The organism is Pseudomonas persica (assembly GCF_900291015.1).
Taxonomy (GTDB): Bacteria; Pseudomonadota; Gammaproteobacteria; order Pseudomonadales; family Pseudomonadaceae; genus Aquipseudomonas.
Genome location: NZ_OLKL01000010.1, coordinates 100,904 through 119,687 on the forward strand (window position 1 = coordinate 100,904; position 18,784 = coordinate 119,687).

Genomic DNA, 18,784 nt, shown 5'->3' on the forward strand with positions numbered 1-18,784 from the left:
GCCTGCCATGCCCGGACGCTTCTATGGATGTGCACTGAGCCTGGCTGCCACGTTGCTGGGCTGTACCCAGGTCGGCCCGGATTTCCAGCCGCCGCAAGACCCGTGGCTGAGCACCTGGAACACCCCGCTGCTGGAGCAGGCCGGACGGCAGGCCGCTGCGCCCGACCTGCGCCAGTGGTGGGCCGTGTTCGCCGACCCGGTCCTGGATGCCTTGATCGCCGAGGCCGATGCCAACAACAGCAACCTGCGCGCGGCGGGCTTGCGTATTGCCGAAGCCCGCGCCCAGCTGGCCATCGTGCAGACCGGGCGTTATCCACAGCTGCAGCAACTGCGCGCCCAGAGCCTGTACCTGAAACAGGACCAGTCCGGCACCGCCAGCGCTCGCGACTCGGTGTTCTGGCAATCCAGCGCGGGCTTCGATATTGGCTGGGAAATCGACTTCTGGGGGCGCTTCAGCCGCGCCATCGAAAGCGCCGACGCCGTCTACTTCGCCTCCCAGGCCAATTACGCCGATGTCACGCTGCTGTTGCGTGCGCAGGTGGCCGACACCTACTTTGCCCTGCGCACCGCCGAGGCGCGGCTGGATATCGCCGAAGAAAACGCCCGCCGCCAGGCGCGCAGCCTGGAGATAACCGAACGGCTGTTCCGTCATGGTGAAAACGACGAACTCGACTGGCAACAGGCGCGTACCCAGTACCTGGCTACCCAGGCCACCATCCCCGAGTTCCAGAACCAGCTCAATGCCCTGCGCAACGTGCTGTGCTCGCTGCTCGGCAGGCCACCAGGGCCGCTGCCGCAGCTGGATGCAGGCCACGGCCAGCTGCCGTTGCCGGACCGTGCCGTGCTGCAGGACGTACCCGCCAACCTGCTGCAGCGCCGCCCGGACATCCGCGCCGCCGAGCAGGCGGTGGCGGCGCAGTCGGCGCTGGTCGGGGTGGCCGAGGCTGATCTTTATCCGCAGCTGAGCCTGCTGGGCAGCATTGGCTGGAGCTTCGTCACGGCCAATCACCTGCCCGATACCTTCGACATCGCCGCCGGGCCCAGCCTGATCTGGAACCCGTTCGACTACGGCCGGCGCAAGAACGCCGTGCGCGTGGAAGATGCCCGCTTGCAGCAGCTGATCGAACTGTATCACCAGGGCGTGCGCGAAGCCGCCCGCGAGGCCGACGATGCCGCCAGCGGGCTGGTACGCTCGCTGCAGAGTGCAAGCATTCGCGACCAGGCCTCGCAGGCCGCGCAGCGCTCGCTGAACCTGGCCAGCTCGCAATACCGCGAAGGCTTTGCCGACTTCCAGCGCGTGCTCGACGCCCAACAACTGCTGCTGCAGCAACAGGACGGCTACCTGGTCAGCCGCGGCAATGCCGTCAGCAGCCTGGTGACGCTGTACAAGGCCCTGGGTGGTGGCTGGGACGCCAGCCGCGCACCGATCGACCCGGCCACGCGCCAACAGATGCAGCAACGCACCGACTGGGGCGAACTGCTCGACGAGCCAGCCCCCAGCGCACATGCACAAGGTGAACCAAAATGAGCGACGTCACGCCAACACCATCCCCGCCAGCCCCCGATCGCGGCATGCGCTGGGTGCTGCTGCTGATTGCCGTGAGCCTGCTGTGGTACCTGCTGGCCGACCGCTTCACGCCCTACACCCAGCAGGCCCGCCTGCAGGCCTACGTGGTGCCGGTGAGTGCCGAGGTGGCCGGGCAGGTGAAGCGTGTGGCGGTGGGCAACAACCAGGAAGTGCGCCAGGGCGATGTGCTGTTCGAGCTGGACCAGGCGCAGTACCGCATCGCCCTGGCCCGCGCCGAAGCCGACCTGGACACGGTACGCCGGCAGATCGGCGCCCACACCGCAGGCATCGACTCGGCCCAGGCGGCATTGGTGGCGGCCCAGGCCAACGAGCGCAAGGCGCGGCAGGACGCCGAGCGGCTCAAGCGCTTGATCGATGAAGACCCCGGCACGGTGTCGGTGCGCCGCCTGGAGGGCGCTCAGGCCACCCGCGACCAGGCCATCAGCCAAGTGGCGGCAGCCCGTGCCGAAGTGGAGCGGGCCCGTGAGCAGCAGGGCGGCGCGCAGGACGACAACGCCCAGTTGCGCAGCGCGGCAGCCAATGTGGAAAAAGCCCGCCTGGACCTGGCGCGCACCGTGGTACGCGCCGACGCGAACGGGCTGATTACCGACCTGCGCACCGACGTTGGCCACTATGTCGGCGCCGGCAGCCCGATGATGACCCTGATTGCCATCCATGACGTGTGGATAAGCGCCGACATGACCGAGAACAACCTCGGCCGCCTGCGCCCCGACACCCCGGTGCTGGTGGTGCTCGATGCGCTGCCCGGCACGGTGTTGAAGGGGCGCATTCGCAGCATCGGCTATGGTGTGAGCGTGGGCCAGAGCACCCCGCCGGGCACGCTGCCGACCGTGCAGAACAGCCGCGAGTGGTTGCGCTCGGCGCAGCGCTTCCCGGTGATCGTCGAACTGGAGCGTGACCAGTTGCACGACCAGACCGGCTTGCGGGTCGGTGGCCAGGCCGAAGTCATGGCCCTGCCCGGCGAGGGCAACCCATTGAACCTGCTGGGCCGGCTGTTCATGTGGCTGATGAGCTGGCTGTCGTATGCCTATTGAGCTGCGCCGCCTGCGTGCCCTGCGCCTGGCGTGGGGCGTGGCGCTGTGCCTGGCGGTGAGTTTCGGCATCGGCTTGCCGGTGCCGATCCTGGCGCCGGTGTTCGCGGTGCTGTTGCTGGCCATGCGCAGCCAGCCCTTGCCCCTGCGTGCCGCACCGGCCCTGGCAGTGCTGGTGCTGCTTGCTTGCGGCAGCGGGCTGCTGCTGATTCCGTTGCTGCGCCATGCCCCGCTGAGTGGGGTGTTGCTGGTGGGCGTGGGGGTTTTCCTGGCCTTGCGCTATGCGCTGAAGGGCGGCAACGGCCTGCTGGCCAATTTGCTGGTGATCGGCCTGACCATGATCGCTGCCGCTGGCACCAGCGACTTCACCTTGGCGCTGTCGGTGGTCGAAGCGCTGGCCAAAGGCATGCTGCTGGCGGTGCTGGGCACGGCGGCGGCGCATGTACTGTTTCCGGAACCGGCCGATGCGCCGGCGCAACCGGCGCCGCCTTTGCTCGACAGTGACCAGGTGAGCTGGGTCGCTTTGCGGGCCACGCTGATCGTGATGCCGGCCTTTTTGCTGGCGCTGATCGCCCCGGACCAGTACATGCCGCTGATCATGAAGGCGGTGAGCCTCGGCCAGCAGGCCGGCGAAACCCGCGCGCGGCATGCCAGCCGCGAGCTGATCGGCTCGACCCTGCTTGCCGGGTTGCTGGCGATACTGATGTGGGGCGCGTTGAGCCTGTTCGTGCACCTGTGGATGTTTTTCCTGTGGGTGCTGCTGTTCGTCCTTTGGCAAGGACGCAGGCTCTACCGTGCGGTGGATACCAGGCAAAGCCCGGCGTACTGGGTGAGTTGCCTGACGACCATGCTGATTTTGTTGGGGCAGTCGGTGCAGGACAGCGCGGGAGGGCAGGATGTGTACCGCGCCTTTGCCGTGCGCATGGCGCTGTTTCTGGCGGTGTCGGTGTACGCCAGTGCCATGCTGATCTGGATCGACCGGCTTCGGCTACGGCGGGGGCTTCTTCGCGGGTAAACCCGCTCCCACAGGTATCGCGTTGCCCATGTGATCACGCAATCCTTGTGGGAGCGGGTTTACCCGCGAAGAGGCCAGCCCAGGAAAACCTAGGGCTTCCAGTCAACCCCACTCTCTGCCAGGTAGGCATCCACCGCTGCCCCAACAGTGGGATGAAACGCCGACTCCCCCATATGCTCGAACAACTCGAACTGGCGCATCTTGTCCTTCACCGGGTCCTTCATCTCGGCAAACTGCAACTCCACCCCCCGCGCCTCCAGCGCCCGGTCCAGCTCGGCCAGCATGTCCGCCGAGGTGATATCGATGCTGGTCACCGGCTCCGCCGCAATCACCAGGCGTTGTACCGGGGTAGGCGATGCATCCACCGCCGCCATCACTGTGCTCTGGAACTGCTCGGCATTGGCAAAGAACAGCGGCGCGTCCCAACGCAGCAGCACCAGTCCCGGAATGCGCCGGGCCTGTGGATAACGCTGTACGTCATGGTAACCCCGGGTGCCATCCACCCGGCCCAGCACCGCATGGTGCGGCCGCCAGCCGTCCCACAGAAACTCGATCACCGATATCGCCACGGCAATGCCGATACCGGGAATGGCCCCGAATACCGCCACGCCGACGAAGCAGGAGAATGACAGCCAGAACTCCCACTGCTGCATGCGGAAGATGCGCTTGAGGTCGGCGAACTCGAACAGGCCCAGCGCCGCGGCAATCACCACCGCTGCCAGGGCGCTGTTGGGCAGGTATTGCATCAGGTTGGGCGCCACCAGCAGCAGCAGGGTCACCGCCAGCGCGCCGATGATGCCGGTGAGCTGGGTCTGCGAGCCGGCCGCTTCGGCCACGGGGGTGCGTGACGAGCTGCTGCTGATGGGGATGCCCTGGAACAGCCCCGTGGCTAGGTTGGCCACACCCAGGCCGAACATTTCCTGGTTCGGGTTGACCGGCATCTTCATGCGTGCGGCGTAGGTGCGTGACAACACACTGGTATCGGCGAATGACACCAGGGCCACCGCGATGCCGCCGAGCAGCACCTCCACCAGGTCGATATCGCTGACCCAGGGGAACACCAGGCTGGGCAGCCCCTGGGGCAGTTCACCGAGCACTTTCACGCCTTGCTGGTCGAGCCTCAGCAGGCTCACCGCCAGCGTGGCCAGTACCACCGCAATGAGAATGCCCGGCAAGCGTTTGAATGGCTTGAGCAGCAGGATCAACGCCAGGCTACCGCCACCGACCACCAAGCTTGGCCAATGGCCCTGGCCGGCGAGCAAGGCCTGGATCAGGTTCCAGGTATCCCGCAGCGGGCCCTGGCTGTCGACCGACAGGCCGAACAGTTTGGGCAACTGGCTGATCAGCACCGTGAGGGCGATGCCGTTCATGTAGCCATAGCGGATCGGCTTGGACAGCAACTCGGTGATGAAACCCAGGCGCAGCAAACCGGCGATCACGCAGAACGCTCCGGCGACCAGAGCCATCATGCTGGCAATGGCGATCGCCCGCTGCGGGTCGCTGGCGGCGTACTGCACCACTACCGCCAGGATCGGCGCGGCCAGCGCCGAGTCCGGGCCCAGCACCAGGATGCGGCTGGGGCCGAACAAGGCATAGGCCAGCAGCGGGATGATGGTGGCGTACAGGCCGTAGATGCCGGGTACGCCCGACGCTTCGGCATAGGCGATGCCCACCGGCACCAGCATGGTGGTGAGCACCAGGCCGGCGGCGATGTCTTTGGGTAGCCAGGCGGGTTGGTAGTGGAGCAGGGTGACCAGGCCGGGTAGCCAGCGTTGCCAGTCGAAGCGGGTTTTTCCGGGCATGGTGCGGCTTCCAAGGGGAGGGTGCTGAATCACAGCTTAGATGCGGAAATCAGGGGCCGCTTTGCGGCCCTTTCGCTCAGGCAATGCGTTCCCCTGTGGGAGCGGCCTTGTGTCGCGATAGGGCTGCAAAGCAGCCCCCGAGCCATCTACACGACCGTCACCACGGCTTCGCACTCAACCGGAAAATTCACCGAGTTGGCAATGAAGCACTCATGGTGTGCATTCTCATGCAAACGCAGGGCAATCTCACGATCCGAGTCGGCACTGATAGTCACCTGCGGGCGCAGCAGCACATGGGTAAAGCGGCCTTTGCCCTGGGTGTCGCCTTCCACCATGCGCCCCAAGGGCCTGTCGACATATGCCAGCACATTCACCTCGTTCACTGCGCACAGGTGCAGGTACCAGAGCTTGTGACATGCCGACAGTGATGCCACCAGCAGATCTTCCGGATTCCAGCGCTGCGGGTCACCGCGAAATGCCGGGTCTGCCGAGCCTGCGAAGGGCGTTTTCCCTGGTGCTTCGACGCTGAAGTCTCGGCTGTAGGCGGTGTAGCTGGAGGTACCATCGCCCTTGTTGCCGGTCCAGGTAACCTGAACCTCGTACTGGTGTTCTTTCATCGTTCCTCCTTGGATTGATCCGCCGCACGGCAGGTAACGCCGCTCCCGCAGGGTGCACGTGCCGCTTGCCAAATGCCAGGAAAAACAAAACCCCTTGAGGCGCAGGCCTCAAGGGGTTTGTGGGTAGTGCAGGCTGCCGCTTAGACGTTGAAGCGGAAGTGCATAACATCGCCGTCTTTAACGATGTAGTCCTTGCCTTCCAGGCGCCACTTGCCGGCTTCCTTGGCACCGCTCTCACCCTTGAACTGGATGAAGTCGTCATAGGCTACCACTTCAGCGCGGATGAAGCCTTTTTCGAAGTCGGTGTGGATCACCCCAGCGGCTTGTGGTGCGGTGGCACCGACGCGTACGGTCCAGGCACGTACTTCCTGCACGCCGGCAGTGAAGTAGGTTTGCAGGTTCAGCAGTTCGTAACCGGCGCGGATCACGCGGTTCAGGCCAGGCTCTTCCAGGCCCAGGGCCTCGAGGAACATGTCCTTCTCTTCACCGTCTTCCAGCTCGGCGATTTCCGCTTCGATCTTGTTGCACACCGGCACCACCACCGCGCCTTCTTCCTCGGCGATGGCCTTGACCACGTCGAGGTGCGGGTTGTTGTCGAAGCCGTCTTCAGCGACGTTGGCGATGTACATCACCGGCTTGCTGGTCAGCAGGTGGAAGCCGCGGATGACCGCCTTGTCTTCGGCGCTCATGTTCTTCATCAGGCTGCGCGCTGGCTTGCCTTCGGTGAAGTGCGGGATCAGTTGCTCGAGAATGGCCTTCTGCGCCAGGGCTTCCTTGTCGCCGCCCTTGGCGTTGCGGGCAACCTTCTGCAACTGCTTCTCGCAGCTGTCGAGGTCGGCGAAGATCAGTTCGAGGTCGATGATCTCGATGTCACGCTTGGGGTCGACGCTGTTGGAAACGTGGATCACGTTCTCGTCTTCGAAGCAGCGCACCACGTGGGCGATGGCGTCGGTCTCGCGGATGTTGGCGAGGAACTTGTTGCCCAGGCCTTCGCCTTTCGAAGCACCAGCCACCAGGCCGGCGATGTCGACGAATTCCATGGTGGTTGGCAGGATGCGGTTTGGCTTGACGATTTCAGCCAGCGCATTCAGGCGCGCATCGGGCATTGGCACGATGCCGCTGTTTGGCTCGATGGTGCAGAAGGGGAAGTTCTCCGCCGCGATGCCAGACTTGGTCAGGGCGTTGAACAGGGTGGACTTGCCGACGTTGGGCAGGCCGACGATGCCGCAATTGAAACCCATGGGTATTCCCCTCTCTAAAGGAAATCAGGCCTTCTGGCTGTGCAGCTCGCGCATCGCCTTGGCGAAGTCGCCGGCAAGCACGTCCGGCAGCACGCCGAGGGCAAAATCGATGCTGGCGTCGAGCTTCTCCTGCTCGGCGCGCGGCGCGCGGCCCAGGACGAAGTTGGAGACCAGTTTGGCGTCGCCCGGGTGGCCGATGCCAAGCCGCAGGCGGTGGAAGTCGTTCTGGTTGCCGAGCTGCGCGATGATGTCGCGCAGGCCGTTGTGCCCACCATGGCCACCGCCGCGCTTGAGCTTGGCGACGCCCGGGGGCAGGTCGAGTTCGTCATGCGCCACCAGGATCGCTTCCGGCTTGATGCGGAAGAAATTGGCCAAAGCCGCCACGGACTGGCCGCTGCGGTTCATGTAGGTGGTGGGGATGAGCAGACGAACGTCGTTGCCCTGATGGCTGAATTTAGCCGTCAGGCCGAAATATTTGCGGTCAGCGGTCAACGAGACGCGCTGGGCGCTGGCAAGGCGTTCAACGAAAAGAGCCCCTGCGTTATGCCGGGTCTGTTCGTATTCGGGGCCGGGGTTACCCAGGCCGACGATCAACTGGATGGCGGTCACGTCAGGGGCTCTTCCTTGGAGTTGGTGGGTTACAGGGCGCGCGGCACTGTAACCCGATCAACGCCGGCGTGCGAGTGGATTACTCGGCAGCGCCTTCTGCTTCTGGAGCAACGCGTGGAGCGTGAACGTTGGCAACAGCTTTGTCATCACCGTGGGCCAGAGCTACGAACTCTACGCCTTTCGGAGCTTTCAGGTCCGACAGGTGGATGATGGTGCCGATTTCAGCGTTGGCCAGGTCGACTTCGATGAACTCAGGCAGGTCTTTGGCTTCGCAGGAAACTTCGATCTCGGCTTCTACGTGGGAGATCTCGCCGCCTTTCTTGGCCGGGGCTTCTTCGTTGATGAAGTGAACCGGTACCTTGGCGGTCAGTTTCTGGCCAGCAACGACGCGAACGAAGTCGGCGTGCATGATGAACTGCTTGGCTGGGTGGCGCTGCATGGCCTTGATGATGACGTTCTGCTTGACGCCGTCGACGTTCAGCTCGATCACGTGGCTGAAGGCAGCTTCGTTTTCGAACAGCTTGGTGATTTCCTTGGCCAGGATGGTCAGGGACTGGGCGTCCTGGTTACCACCGTAGACAACGGCTGGGATGTTGGCGGAGTGACGCAGGCGGCGGCTCGCACCTTTCCCCAGGTCAGTACGCGCTTGGGCGTTCAGAGTGAATTCGGTCATTTTGTTTCTCCAAAATAGCCCCCCGAGGGCGTTTGCGACCAGCGCCAACGGGGATGGCAAAAAAGCCCCGCCCCAACAACCAGTGTTGGGGCGGGGCGCTTTTCGTCAGCGTGTGTTCCGCTTAGCGGAACATCGCGCTGATCGATTCTTCGTTGCTGATGCGGCGGACCGCTTCAGCGACAACCGGTGCGATATCCAGTTGGCGGATACGGTCACAGGCTTGAGCAGCGGCGGACAGCGGAACGGTGTTGGTCACCACCAGCTCGTCCAGTACCGACTTCTCGATGTTCTCGATCGCACGGCCCGACAGGACAGGGTGCGTGCAGTAGGCATAAACCTTGGCAGCGCCGTGCTCTTTCAGGGCTTTGGCCGCGTGGCACAGGGTGCCGGCGGTGTCGACCATGTCGTCTACCAGGATGCAGGTGCGCCCTTCGACGTCGCCGATGATGTGCATGACCTCGGAGTGGTTAGCCTTCTCGCGGCGCTTGTCGATGATACCCAGGTCGACGCCCAGGGACTTGGCGACGGCACGTGCGCGCACGACACCACCGATGTCCGGGGAGACGATCATCAGGTTCTCGAAACGCTGGTCTTCGATATCGTCGACCAGTACGGGCGAGCCGTAGATGTTGTCGACCGGGATATCGAAGAAACCCTGGATCTGGTCAGCGTGCAGGTCGACGGTGAGTACACGGTCGATACCTACGACAGTGAGCATGTCAGCGACGACTTTGGCGCTGATGGCTACACGTGCCGAACGCGGACGGCGGTCCTGGCGGGCGTATCCGAAGTAAGGAATCACGGCGGTGATTCGAGATGCTGAGGAGCGGCGGAAGGCGTCGGCCATCACTACCAGTTCCATCAGGTTATCGTTGGTCGGGGCACAGGTCGGCTGAATAATGAAGACGTCTTTACCACGGACATTTTCATTGATCTCGGTGCTGATCTCGCCGTCGGAGAACTTACCGACAGAGACGTCACCGAGAGGGATATGCAGCTGACGTACGACACGCCGAGCCAGATCGGGGTTGGCATTCCCCGTAAAGACCATCATCTTGGACACGCGCAGTACCTGAAGGCTGAGGGTAACCTGGATGAGTATAAGGAAAATGGCAGGGGCGGCTGGATTCGAACCAACGCATGGCAGGATCAAAACCTGCTGCCTTACCGCTTGGCGACGCCCCTGTATCTGTTGCTGCGAACGCTTATGCGCTCGACTTCTTGACCAGACTTTGCAGCTTGCGATGCAACATCGAAACGTTGCTTCCTTTCGCCACAAACCCTGTTTGGGTCGCTGAAAGAAGGGCCAGAACTTTATCAGCTTCGGCTTTGCTTGGGAAGGCCCCAAACACACAACTTCCAGTACCGGTTAGCCGAGCCTCAGTGAATTTACCCAGCGAATTCAACGCATTGCGAACTTCCGGGTAACTCTGCTCTACCACCGGTTGGCAGTCATTTCGACTGTTTCCCTCGGGAACGGGGCGCATCTTAAGGGGGAGTGAATCACGTGTCAACTGTGGATGTGAAAAAATTTCTACTGTGCTGACAGACACTTGCGGCACCAGCACGACATACCACGGCTCTTCCGGGTCGACCGGGGTCAGCTGTTCACCCACGCCCTGGGCGAATGCCGCGTGGCCGCGCACGAATACCGGTACATCCGCGCCCAGGCTCAGGCCCAGTGCGGCCAGGCGGTCTTCGTCCCAGTCCAGTTGCCACAGGTGGGTGAGGGCCAACAGGGTAGTGGCGGCATCCGAACTGCCGCCACCGATGCCGCCGCCCATCGGCAGCACCTTGCTCAGCCAGATGTCGGCGCCCAACGTAGTGCCGGATTGCTCCTGCAACTTGCGCGCGGCACGCACGATCAGGTTGCTGTCGTGTGGCACCGCTTCGATCTCGGTATGCAGGTGGATCACGCCGTCGTCACGCACGACGAAGCTCAGTTCGTCGCCGTGATCGAGGAACTGGAACACGGTTTCCAGTTCGTGATAGCCGTCCGCGCGGCGGCCGATGATGTGCAGCCACAGGTTGAGCTTGGCCGGGGCGGGCAGGGTAAGGGTCTGCATGTATCAGTGCCCCAGCTGGCGCGGCTGCCAGTCCTTGACCACCAGGGTGACGTCGAGGTCCTTGCCGTGCAGCTTCAGGCGCTCGGGCAGCCAGTAGCCGTTCTGCTCCGTGTAGCTCAGGTACTGCACCTGCCAGCCATCCTGGTCGAGGCTGGCCAGGCGGCTGTCGCCGTCCAGGGTCAGCTTGCTCTTGCTGTCGGGGGCGGGCAGGCCGCGTACCCACCAGACCAGGTGCGAGACCGGCAACTGCCAGCCCAGTTGTTCTTCCAGCAGGGCTTCGGGGCTGGGGGCTTCGTAGCGGCCCTGGTTGGCCACTTCCAGTACCACGCTGCCGGGGCGGCCGGTCAGGCGTGCGGCGCCACGGCCCAGCGGGCCGGCCAGGCGAATGTCGTAGTAGTCCTGGCGTTGCAGCCAGAACAGCGTGCCGCTGCCGGAGTCGCGCGGGGCGCGGATGCCGACCTTGCCGTTGATCTGCCAGCCATCGAGGCTGCTCAACTGCTCTTTATGGGCACGCCACTGCTGCGGGTCGCCGTGGCCCTGCAGGGCCTCGCGGCTACCGAAGCCGGCACAGCCGGCCAGCAGGGCGATCAGGGTGAAGGTAATGCAATGGCGCAGGAACATGGTGTTAAAGAGTCTCGGATCCGGTCAGGCGCAGGATGGTCTTGCGCAGGATGGGGCTGTCGGCCTGGGCTTCGAAGCCCTTGGCCCAGATCTGGCGGGCTTCGCGGCGCTTGCCGTTGGCCCATAGCACTTCGCCCAGGTGGGCGGCCACTTCGTGGTCGGGGAAGCTGGCAAAAGCCTTGCGCAGGTAGCTTTCAGCCTCGTCGAGGTTGCCCAGGCGGTAATTGACCCAGCCCAGGCTGTCGAGTACCGCCGGGTCGTCCGGGGTCAGCTGGTGAGCCTTGTCGATCAGCGCCTTGGCTTCGCTGTAGCGGGTGGTGCGGTCGGCCAGGGTGTAGCCGAGGGCGTTCAGGGCCATGGCGTTTTCCGGCTCGCGGGTGAGGATGGCACGCAGGTCTTTTTCCATCTGCGGCAAGTCGTCACGCTTTTCGGCCAGCATGGCGCGGGTGTACAGCAGGTTGAGGTCGTCCGGGTAGCGCAGGATGGCTTGTTGCAGCACCTGGCTGGCCTGGGCGTCCTTGTTGTTGTTGCTGTAGCTTTCCGATTCGATCAGGAACAACTGGATGGCGTAGTCCGGCTGGGCTTCGCGGGCATCGGCGAGCAGGCGCGAGGCCTCGGTACCACGGCCATTGGCGATCAGGATGTCGGCCTGGCGCAGTTGCGCCGGCAGGTAGTCGGGGCCCGGGCCGACCAGGGCGTATTCACGCAGGGCGCCGGCGGGGTCGTGGCGCTCTTCGCGGATGCGGCCCAGGTTCAGGTGTGCGGCGTCGACGTTGCTGTCGCGCTCGATCAGTTCCTGCAGGTAGCCCTCGGCTTCGTCCCAGTCCTTGTTTTCCAGGCACACCAGGGCCAGTGAATAGCGCAGCTCGTCGTCCTCGGGGTATTGCTGGACCAGGCTGAGGAACTCGCCCTTGGCATCGGCGATGCGGTCCTGTTCGACCAGGGTGCGGGCGTAGGTCAGGCGCAGGCGCTTGTCGTCCGGGTTGTCGCGAATCGCCCCACGCAGCAGTGGCAGGGCTTCCGGGCCGCGGTCCAGGGCCTGCAGCAGGCGCGCACGCAGCAGGACCGGGGCGACTTCGCCGTTTTGCGGCGGGTGCGACTCGAGCAGCTCCAAGGCTTCTTCGGCCTTGCCGTCCTGGTTCAGCAACAGGGCCTTGCCGAATACCAGCTGGCTGTTGTCCGGGTACTTCACCAGCAGGCGCTCGAAGCTTTGCAACAGGCCGTCGCGGGTGCTCTGGTCGGTTTCGGCGGCGGACAGGGCGAGGAAGTCGAAATGGGTGTCGCCTTGGCCCTGCAGGACCTTTTCCATGTACGCCATGGAGTCGTCATAGCGACCGGCGCGGGCCAGCTGGATGGCTGCGGCGCGCTGGGCGTCGAGGTTCTGCGGGTCGTTGCGGGCCCAGACCAGCGCGTTGTCCAGTGCCGGTTCGTCGGCGCCGAGGTATTCGGCAATGCGGTACGCGCGCTCGGAAACCCCAGGGTCCTGGGTTTTCGCGGCCTGGTCGGTGTAGTTGGCCAGGGCGATGTCGAAGCGGTTGCGCTGGCCGGCCAGCTCCGCCACCAGCAGGCTATAGAGCGTGTCCTGCTTGAACGAGCCATACACCACGGGCTTTTCCGCCTCGCTCTTGCCGGCCTCGGCGACGGGGGGCTCGGCCTTTTGCGGGGCCAGGCTCTGGCAGCCCTGGAGCAGGGCGAAGGCAAGCAGCAATGCGTATGGTTTGTTCATAGAAGGCTTTAAGAAGACTCACCGGCGGTCGGAGCATGATGACACAAGCGCGGGGGCAAACCCACCTGCGAAGGTATGAGGTTGCGCTTCGCTTATGCAGACCGCGCGGTGCCCGCGTGGTTCGCCACAGAGCCTGTCACGGCGTCCAGAACACAGAATTCTTGCTCTTGCTCTTGCTCTTGCTCTTGCTCTTGCTCTTGCTCTTGCTCTTGCTCTTGCTCTTGCTCTTGCTCTTGCTTCTAAGCGCGCAATAGTTCGGGCGCCGCAGATTGCGACTTCAGGAGGCCGAGCGAAGGGACTGCGGAGGGAGGTGACGGGCATGGATGCCCGTCAAGCGCTGAGGCCCCATGGATGGGGCCTGCAGCGCGTACTCCCGGGAGCAGGCCCGCAGCGAGGGGACCCCGGAGCGAAGCGTAGGGGCCGGATGATGGGAGCCGACGGTTTTTGGTTCCTTTTTGCCACGACAAAAAGGGACCCGCCGTAAGGGCGGAAAGGTGACTTTGCGCCACCATCGCGAATGAATGTCTACTCGATGTGAATGCCCACATCCAAAAAGCCCAAAAAGCCCAAAAAGCCCAAAAAGCCCAAAAAGCTTAAGCGATGGTTTTGATATGGCGAACAGTCCGTTTGCGATGGCGACGCTGACTCACCTTTTCGCCCTTACGGCGAGTCACTTTTTGTCAAACGCGACAAAAAGTAACCATGGGCCTGCCCCTACGCTTCGCTCCGGGGTTCCCTCACTCCGGCCTTGCTCCCGGGAGGACCGCGCTGCAGGCCCCATCCTGGGGCCCAGCGCTTGACGGGCATCCATGCCCGTCACCTCCCTCCGCAAGGCCTGCGTTCGGCCTCCTGAAGTCGCGAAGATCAAGATCAAGATCAAAAGCCAGATCAAAAGCCAGATCAAAAGCGGGGGAGTGAGCTGAAATTGCCGTTGATGCTGGCCTGGAGGCGACGATAGCCGCAGCGCTATCAGCGCAATAGCGAACGGTGGTTGTCCTGAAACCTGCGAAAGAGGACAATTATCGGCTTCCCGTCACAACCAGCGACCTTGCATGGCCTTTCTTGCACTCGGTATCAACCATAAGACTGCCTCGGTAGACGTACGCGAGCGCGTGGCGTTTACCCCAGAGCAGCTGGTAGACGCCCTGCAGCAGCTCTGCCGGCTGACATCCAGCCGCGAAGCGGCGATCCTGTCGACCTGCAACCGCAGCGAGCTCTATATCGAGCAGGACCACCTGTCCGTCGATGCCGTGCTGCAATGGCTGGCCGACTATCACCGCCTCAGCCTGGACGAGCTGCGCGCCAGCGCCTACGTGCACGAAGAACACGAGGCGGTGAAGCACATGATGCGGGTGGCCTCGGGCCTGGACTCGCTGGTGCTCGGCGAGCCGCAGATCCTCGGCCAGATGAAGTCCGCCTACGCCGTGGCCCGTGAGGCCGGCACCGTCGGCCCGCTGCTCGGGCGCCTGTTCCAGGCCACCTTCAGCGCCGCCAAGCAGGTGCGCACCGACACTGCCATCGGCGAAAACCCGGTGTCGGTGGCGTTTGCCGCAGTCAGCCTGGCCAAGCAGATCTTCAGCGACCTGGGCCGCAGCCAGGCCCTGCTGATCGGCGCCGGCGAAACCATCACCCTGGTCGCCCGCCACCTGCATGAGCAGGGCGTGCGCCGCATCGTCGTGGCCAACCGTACCCTGGAGCGGGCCAGTATCCTGGCCGAGCAGTTCGGTGCGCACGCGGTCCTGCTGGCCGAAATCCCCCAGGAACTGGCCAACAGCGACATCGTCATCAGCTCCACCGCCAGCCAGCTGCCAATCCTCGGCAAGGGCGCGGTCGAGAGCGCGCTGAAGCAGCGCCGACACAAGCCGATTTTCATGGTCGACATCGCCGTACCACGCGATATCGAAACCGAAGTGGGCGAGCTGGACGACGTCTACCTGTACACTGTCGATGACCTGCACGACGTGGTGGCGGAAAACCTCAAGAGCCGCCAGGGCGCGGCTCAGGCCGCCGAAGAGCTGGTGTCGGTGGGGGCCGAAGATTTCATGCTGCGCCTGCGCGAGCTGGCCGCGGTGGACGTGCTCAAGGCCTATCGCCAGCAAAGTGAGCGCCTGCGCGACGAAGAACTGCAAAAGGCCCAGCGCCTGCTGGCCAACGGCGGCAACCCCGAAGAGGTACTGGCCCAACTGGCCCGGGGGCTGACCAACAAACTCCTGCACGCACCCAGCGTGCAACTGAAAAGGCTCTCGGCTGAGGGCCGCCTCGATGCGCTGGCCATGGCCCAGGAACTCTTTGCCCTCAACGAGGGCTCGACGGACAAATCCCCGCAATGAAAGCGTCGCTGCTGAACAAACTGGAAATCCTCCAGGATCGCTTCGAAGAACTCACCGCACTGCTCGGTGATGCCGAGGTCATTTCCGACCAGACGCGCTTTCGCGCCTACTCCCGTGAGTACGCCGAAGTCGAGCCGGTCTACGCTGCTTATAAAGAGTGGCGCAAAGTCCAGGACGACCTCGAAGGTGCCCAGGCGCTGCTCAAGGACAGTGACCCGGACATGCGCGAAATGGCCGTGGAAGAAGTGCGTGAAGCCAAGGAACAACTGCTGACGCTGGAGTCGCAACTGCAACGCATGCTGTTGCCCAAGGACCCCAACGACGGCCGCAACGTGTTCCTCGAAATCCGCGCCGGCACCGGTGGCGACGAGGCGGCAATCTTCTCCGGCGACCTGTTCCGCATGTATTCGCGTTACGCCGAAAAGCGTGGCTGGCGTCTGGAAATCCTTTCCGAGAACGAAGGCGAGCACGGCGGCTACAAGGAAATCATCGCCCGCGTCGAGGGTGAGAGCGTGTACAGCAAGCTCAAGTTCGAGTCCGGCGCGCACCGCGTACAGCGCGTGCCCGAGACCGAATCCCAGGGCCGTATCCACACCTCCGCGTGCACCGTAGCGGTACTGCCCGAGCCGGACGAACAGGCGGCCATCGAGATCAATCCGGCCGACCTGCGCGTGGACACCTATCGCGCATCCGGTGCCGGTGGCCAGCACGTCAACAAGACCGACTCGGCGATCCGTATCACCCACTTGCCCACCGGTATCGTGGTCGAGTGCCAGGAAGAGCGTTCGCAGCACAAGAACCGTGCCCGTGCCATGTCCTGGCTGTCGGCCAAGCTCAACGACATGCAGACCAGCGCCGCGCAGAACGCCATCGCCACCGAGCGCAAACTGCTGGTCGGCTCTGGCGACCGTTCCGAGCGCATCCGCACGTACAATTATCCACAGGGCCGGGTGACCGACCACCGTATCAACCTGACCCTGTACTCGCTGGACGACATCCTCGCCGGCGGCGTGGAGGCGGTGATCGAACCGCTGCTGGCCGAATACCAGGCCGATCAACTGGCCGCCCTGGGGGACTGATGACCATCATCGCCAGCCTGCTGCGCAACGCGCAGTTGCCAGAATCGCCTACCGAGCGGCTGGATGCCGAGCTGCTGTTGGCCGCGGCCATCGGCAAGTCGCGCAGCTACCTGCACACCTGGCCCGAGCGAATCGTCAGCAGCGAAGATGCCGAGATCTATGCTGGCTACCTGCAGCGCCGCCGTGGCGGCGAGCCGGTCGCCTACATTCTCGGGCAGCAGGGCTTCTGGAAGATTGACCTGGAAGTGGCGCCGCATACCCTGATCCCGCGGCCGGATACCGAGTTGCTGGTCGAAGCCGCTCTTGAGTTGCAACCTGCCACGCCGGCCAAGGTCCTTGACCTGGGCACCGGCACCGGCGCAATTGCCCTGGCCCTGGCCAGCGATCGCCCGGCCTGGCAGGTAACCGCAGTGGACCGGGTGGAGGAGGCCGTCGCCCTGGCCGAGCGCAACCGCCAGCGCCTGGGCCTGGCGAACGCCCAGGTAAGGCTCAGCCACTGGTTCGACAGCCTGGCCGGCGAGCGTTACGACCTGATTGTCAGCAACCCGCCGTACATCGCCGCCGCAGACCCGCACCTGGTCGCCGGTGATGTGCGCTTCGAGCCCAGCAGCGCGCTGGTGGCCGGTGCCGATGGCCTGGACGACCTGCGCATAATCGCCGTCCAGGCTCCCGCGCACCTGGTGCCGGGTGGCTGGTTGCTGCTGGAACACGGCTACGATCAGGCAGCGGCGGTGCGCGCCTTGCTGGCTGAACAAGGTTTCATCGAGGTCGCCAGCCGTACGGATCTGGGCGGCCATGAACGCATTACCCTGGGGCGCCTGCCATGCTGAGTGATCAGGAACTGTTGCGTTACAGCCGGCAGGTATTGCTGGCCCAGATCGACATCGACGGCCAGCTGCGGCTCAAGCAGAGCAAGGCGCTGATCGTCGGGCTCGGTGGCCTCGGCTCGCCAGTTGCCCTGTACCTGGCTGCCGCCGGGGTGGGCGAGCTGCACCTGGCCGACTTCGACACTGTCGACCTGACCAACCTGCAACGCCAGGTAATCCACGACAGTGCCAGCGTCGGCATGAGCAAGGTCGATTCGGCCTTGCAGCGCTTGCAGGCGATCAACCCGGAAGTCAGCCTGATCGCCCATCGCCAGGCGCTGGACGAGGACTCGCTGGCGGCCGCCGTCGCGGCGGTCGACCTGGTGCTGGACTGCTCCGACAACTTCGCTACCCGCGAGGCGGTCAACGCCGCCTGTGTCGCGGCTGGCAAACCGCTGGTCAGCGGTGCGGCAATCCGCCTGGAAGGGCAACTGTCGGTGTTCGACCCGCGCCGTGACTACAGCCCTTGCTACCACTGCCTGTACGGCCATGGCAGCGAAGCCGAACTGACCTGCAGCGAAGCCGGCGTGATCGGCCCGCTGGTGGGCCTGGTGGGCAGCCTGCAGGCGCTGGAGGCGATGAAGCTGCTGGCCGGGTTTGGCGAGCCGCTGGTCGGGCGCCTGCTGCTGATCGACGCCCTCGGCACCCGTATCCGCGAATTGCGGGTCAAGCGCGACCCGGCCTGTGCGGTCTGCGGCAAGCGCGATGGCTGAGCGTTCGGCGCCGGTCGGCGTGATGGACTCCGGGGTTGGCGGCTTGTCGGTGCTCGCCGAGATACAGCGCCAGCTGCCCAACGAGACGCTGCTGTACGTGGCCGATTGCGGCCACATACCCTACGGCGAGAAGTCGCCGGACTATATCCGTGAGCGTCTCCGGCGCATTGCTGCGTTCTTCCATGAGCAGGGCGCCAAGGCCATGGTGCTGGCCTGCAATACTGCCACGGTGGCGGCGGTGGCCGACCTGCGCGAGTTGTATCCGGCCTGGCCGCTGGTGGGCATGGAGCCAGCGGTGAAGCCCGCGGCCGCCGCTACGCGTTCCGGCGTGGTCGGAGTGCTGGCCACCACCGGTACCCTGCAGAGCGCCAAGTTCGCCGCCTTGCTCGACCGCTTTGCCAACGACGTACAGGTCATCACCCAACCTTGCCCGGGGCTGGTCGAGCTGATCGAGACCGGCGACCTGGCCAGCCCGGCGCTGCGCCAGTTACTGCAAGGTTATGTGCAGCCGTTGCTGGCTGCTGGCTGCGACACGCTGATCCTCGGCTGCACCCATTACCCCTTCCTGCGCCCGTTGCTGGCCGGCATGGTGCCAGCCGACGTGGCCATCATCGACACCGGTGCCGCGGTGGCACGCCAACTGCAGCGGCTGCTGGGCGCGAATGACCTGCTGGCCGATGGGCCGGCCCGGGATACCCGTTTCTGGACCAGTGCCGATCCGCAATTTCTCAGAAAAATCCTACCCTTGCTGTGGCATAAGTCCGACAGTGTGCAAAGCTTTTCATTGTGAAAAAAGCGTGAAAAGCA

Annotated in this window: 17 protein-coding genes and 1 tRNA gene; 8 read left to right on the forward strand and 10 right to left on the reverse strand. The window is 64.3% G+C overall.

Annotation, left to right across the window (positions count from 1 at the left end; translation table 11 throughout):
* Positions 1 to 7 precede the first annotated feature (7 nt).
* From FQ664_RS04185 to FQ664_RS04195, 3 genes are read left to right on the forward strand one after another with little or no spacing between them, the layout of a single operon-like run.
* On the forward strand, positions 8 to 1,528 hold the full coding sequence (locus FQ664_RS04185; protein ID WP_144170526.1) for an efflux transporter outer membrane subunit: 1,521 nt from the start codon (positions 8 to 10) through the stop codon (positions 1,526 to 1,528).
* On the forward strand, positions 1,525 to 2,622 hold the full coding sequence (locus FQ664_RS04190; protein ID WP_144170527.1) for an HlyD family secretion protein: 1,098 nt from the start codon (positions 1,525 to 1,527) through the stop codon (positions 2,620 to 2,622). Before FQ664_RS04185 ends, FQ664_RS04190 begins: the two co-directional genes overlap by 4 nt.
* A complete protein-coding gene (locus FQ664_RS04195) occupies positions 2,612 to 3,634 on the forward strand; it encodes a DUF2955 domain-containing protein (RefSeq protein ID WP_144170528.1) in 1,023 nt (340 codons plus the stop codon). The genes FQ664_RS04190 and FQ664_RS04195 overlap by 11 nt, the downstream gene beginning before the upstream one ends.
* A gap of 89 nt (positions 3,635 to 3,723) precedes the next feature.
* Here FQ664_RS04195 and FQ664_RS04200 read toward each other — a convergent pair whose 3' ends face one another.
* The 10 genes from FQ664_RS04200 to FQ664_RS04245 all read right to left on the reverse strand — a co-directional run bounded on the left by FQ664_RS04200 (position 3,724) and on the right by FQ664_RS04245 (position 12,989).
* The gene (locus tag FQ664_RS04200) at positions 3,724 to 5,436 is read right to left on the reverse strand and encodes a SulP family inorganic anion transporter (protein WP_144170529.1); all 1,713 of its coding nucleotides are present in this window, start codon (positions 5,434 to 5,436) and stop codon (positions 3,724 to 3,726) included.
* A gap of 146 nt (positions 5,437 to 5,582) precedes the next feature.
* Positions 5,583 to 6,053, reverse strand: a complete 471-nt coding sequence (locus FQ664_RS04205; protein WP_144170530.1) for an OsmC family protein — start codon at positions 6,051 to 6,053, stop codon at positions 5,583 to 5,585.
* 140 nt (positions 6,054 to 6,193) lie between these two features.
* Positions 6,194 to 7,294: a redox-regulated ATPase YchF gene (gene ychF, locus FQ664_RS04210; protein WP_013970895.1), complete on the reverse strand. Its 1,101-nt coding sequence runs from the start codon at positions 7,292 to 7,294 to the stop codon at positions 6,194 to 6,196.
* 24 nt (positions 7,295 to 7,318) lie between these two features.
* Positions 7,319 to 7,903, reverse strand: coding sequence for an aminoacyl-tRNA hydrolase (gene pth, locus FQ664_RS04215; protein ID WP_144170531.1), 585 nt, complete (start codon positions 7,901 to 7,903; stop codon positions 7,319 to 7,321).
* Between the two features lie 79 nt (positions 7,904 to 7,982).
* Positions 7,983 to 8,576, reverse strand: coding sequence for a 50S ribosomal protein L25/general stress protein Ctc (locus FQ664_RS04220; protein ID WP_144170532.1), 594 nt, complete (start codon positions 8,574 to 8,576; stop codon positions 7,983 to 7,985).
* 121 nt (positions 8,577 to 8,697) lie between these two features.
* Positions 8,698 to 9,639 carry a ribose-phosphate pyrophosphokinase gene (locus FQ664_RS04225; protein ID WP_003247410.1) on the reverse strand — a complete coding sequence of 314 codons (942 nt, stop codon included), beginning with the start codon at positions 9,637 to 9,639 and terminating at the stop codon, positions 8,698 to 8,700.
* Positions 9,640 to 9,686: 47 nt separating this feature from the next.
* Positions 9,687 to 9,761 (reverse strand) — tRNA-Gln (locus FQ664_RS04230).
* A 20-nt stretch (positions 9,762 to 9,781) separates the two neighbouring features.
* A complete protein-coding gene (ispE, locus tag FQ664_RS04235; RefSeq protein ID WP_144170533.1) occupies positions 9,782 to 10,642 on the reverse strand; it encodes a 4-(cytidine 5'-diphospho)-2-C-methyl-D-erythritol kinase in 861 nt (286 codons plus the stop codon).
* Between the two features lie 3 nt (positions 10,643 to 10,645).
* Positions 10,646 to 11,263, reverse strand: coding sequence for a lipoprotein insertase outer membrane protein LolB (lolB, locus tag FQ664_RS04240; protein WP_085626905.1), 618 nt, complete (start codon positions 11,261 to 11,263; stop codon positions 10,646 to 10,648).
* 4 nt (positions 11,264 to 11,267) lie between these two features.
* Positions 11,268 to 12,989, reverse strand: a complete 1,722-nt coding sequence (locus tag FQ664_RS04245; protein ID WP_144170534.1) for a tetratricopeptide repeat protein — start codon at positions 12,987 to 12,989, stop codon at positions 11,268 to 11,270.
* A gap of 1,052 nt (positions 12,990 to 14,041) precedes the next feature.
* Between FQ664_RS04245 and hemA the strand changes: the two genes are divergently transcribed.
* The 5 genes from hemA to murI are packed head-to-tail and all read left to right on the forward strand — an operon-like array spanning position 14,042 to position 18,767.
* Entirely contained in the window at positions 14,042 to 15,319 is a 1,278-nt protein-coding gene (gene hemA, locus FQ664_RS04250) for a glutamyl-tRNA reductase (RefSeq protein WP_144170535.1), read from the forward strand.
* Positions 15,316 to 16,398: a peptide chain release factor 1 gene (prfA, locus tag FQ664_RS04255; RefSeq protein ID WP_144170536.1), complete on the forward strand. Its 1,083-nt coding sequence runs from the start codon at positions 15,316 to 15,318 to the stop codon at positions 16,396 to 16,398. Before hemA ends, prfA begins: the two co-directional genes overlap by 4 nt.
* Positions 16,398 to 17,228, forward strand: coding sequence for a peptide chain release factor N(5)-glutamine methyltransferase (prmC, locus tag FQ664_RS04260; protein WP_144170537.1), 831 nt, complete (start codon positions 16,398 to 16,400; stop codon positions 17,226 to 17,228). Before prfA ends, prmC begins: the two co-directional genes overlap by 1 nt.
* Positions 17,222 to 17,977, forward strand: a complete 756-nt coding sequence (locus FQ664_RS04265; RefSeq protein ID WP_144170538.1) for a molybdopterin-synthase adenylyltransferase MoeB — start codon at positions 17,222 to 17,224, stop codon at positions 17,975 to 17,977. The genes prmC and FQ664_RS04265 overlap by 7 nt, the downstream gene beginning before the upstream one ends.
* Entirely contained in the window at positions 17,970 to 18,767 is a 798-nt protein-coding gene (murI, locus tag FQ664_RS04270) for a glutamate racemase (RefSeq protein ID WP_144170539.1), read from the forward strand. Before FQ664_RS04265 ends, murI begins: the two co-directional genes overlap by 8 nt.
* Positions 18,768 to 18,784 lie beyond the last annotated feature (17 nt).

What these genes read in the sequence shown, in the direction of transcription:
- FQ664_RS04185 (WP_144170526.1), top strand. Translation starts at nt 8, where the DNA reads ATGCCCGGACGCTTCTATGGATGTGCACTGAGCCTGGCTGCCACGTTG.
- FQ664_RS04190 (WP_144170527.1), top strand. Translation starts at nt 1,525, where the DNA reads ATGAGCGACGTCACGCCAACACCATCCCCGCCAGCCCCCGATCGCGGC.
- FQ664_RS04195 (WP_144170528.1), top strand. Translation starts at nt 2,612, where the DNA reads ATGCCTATTGAGCTGCGCCGCCTGCGTGCCCTGCGCCTGGCGTGGGGC.
- FQ664_RS04200 (WP_144170529.1), bottom strand. Translation starts at nt 5,436, where the DNA reads ATGCCCGGAAAAACCCGCTTCGACTGGCAACGCTGGCTACCCGGCCTG.
- FQ664_RS04205 (WP_144170530.1), bottom strand. Translation starts at nt 6,053, where the DNA reads ATGAAAGAACACCAGTACGAGGTTCAGGTTACCTGGACCGGCAACAAG.
- ychF (WP_013970895.1), bottom strand. Translation starts at nt 7,294, where the DNA reads ATGGGTTTCAATTGCGGCATCGTCGGCCTGCCCAACGTCGGCAAGTCC.
- FQ664_RS04220 (WP_144170532.1), bottom strand. Translation starts at nt 8,576, where the DNA reads ATGACCGAATTCACTCTGAACGCCCAAGCGCGTACTGACCTGGGGAAA.
- ispE (WP_144170533.1), bottom strand. Translation starts at nt 10,642, where the DNA reads ATGCAGACCCTTACCCTGCCCGCCCCGGCCAAGCTCAACCTGTGGCTG.
- lolB (WP_085626905.1), bottom strand. Translation starts at nt 11,263, where the DNA reads ATGTTCCTGCGCCATTGCATTACCTTCACCCTGATCGCCCTGCTGGCC.
- FQ664_RS04245 (WP_144170534.1), bottom strand. Translation starts at nt 12,989, where the DNA reads ATGAACAAACCATACGCATTGCTGCTTGCCTTCGCCCTGCTCCAGGGC.
- hemA (WP_144170535.1), top strand. Translation starts at nt 14,042, where the DNA reads ATGGCCTTTCTTGCACTCGGTATCAACCATAAGACTGCCTCGGTAGAC.
- prfA (WP_144170536.1), top strand. Translation starts at nt 15,316, where the DNA reads ATGAAAGCGTCGCTGCTGAACAAACTGGAAATCCTCCAGGATCGCTTC.
- prmC (WP_144170537.1), top strand. Translation starts at nt 16,398, where the DNA reads ATGACCATCATCGCCAGCCTGCTGCGCAACGCGCAGTTGCCAGAATCG.
- FQ664_RS04265 (WP_144170538.1), top strand. Translation starts at nt 17,222, where the DNA reads ATGCTGAGTGATCAGGAACTGTTGCGTTACAGCCGGCAGGTATTGCTG.
- murI (WP_144170539.1), top strand. Translation starts at nt 17,970, where the DNA reads ATGGCTGAGCGTTCGGCGCCGGTCGGCGTGATGGACTCCGGGGTTGGC.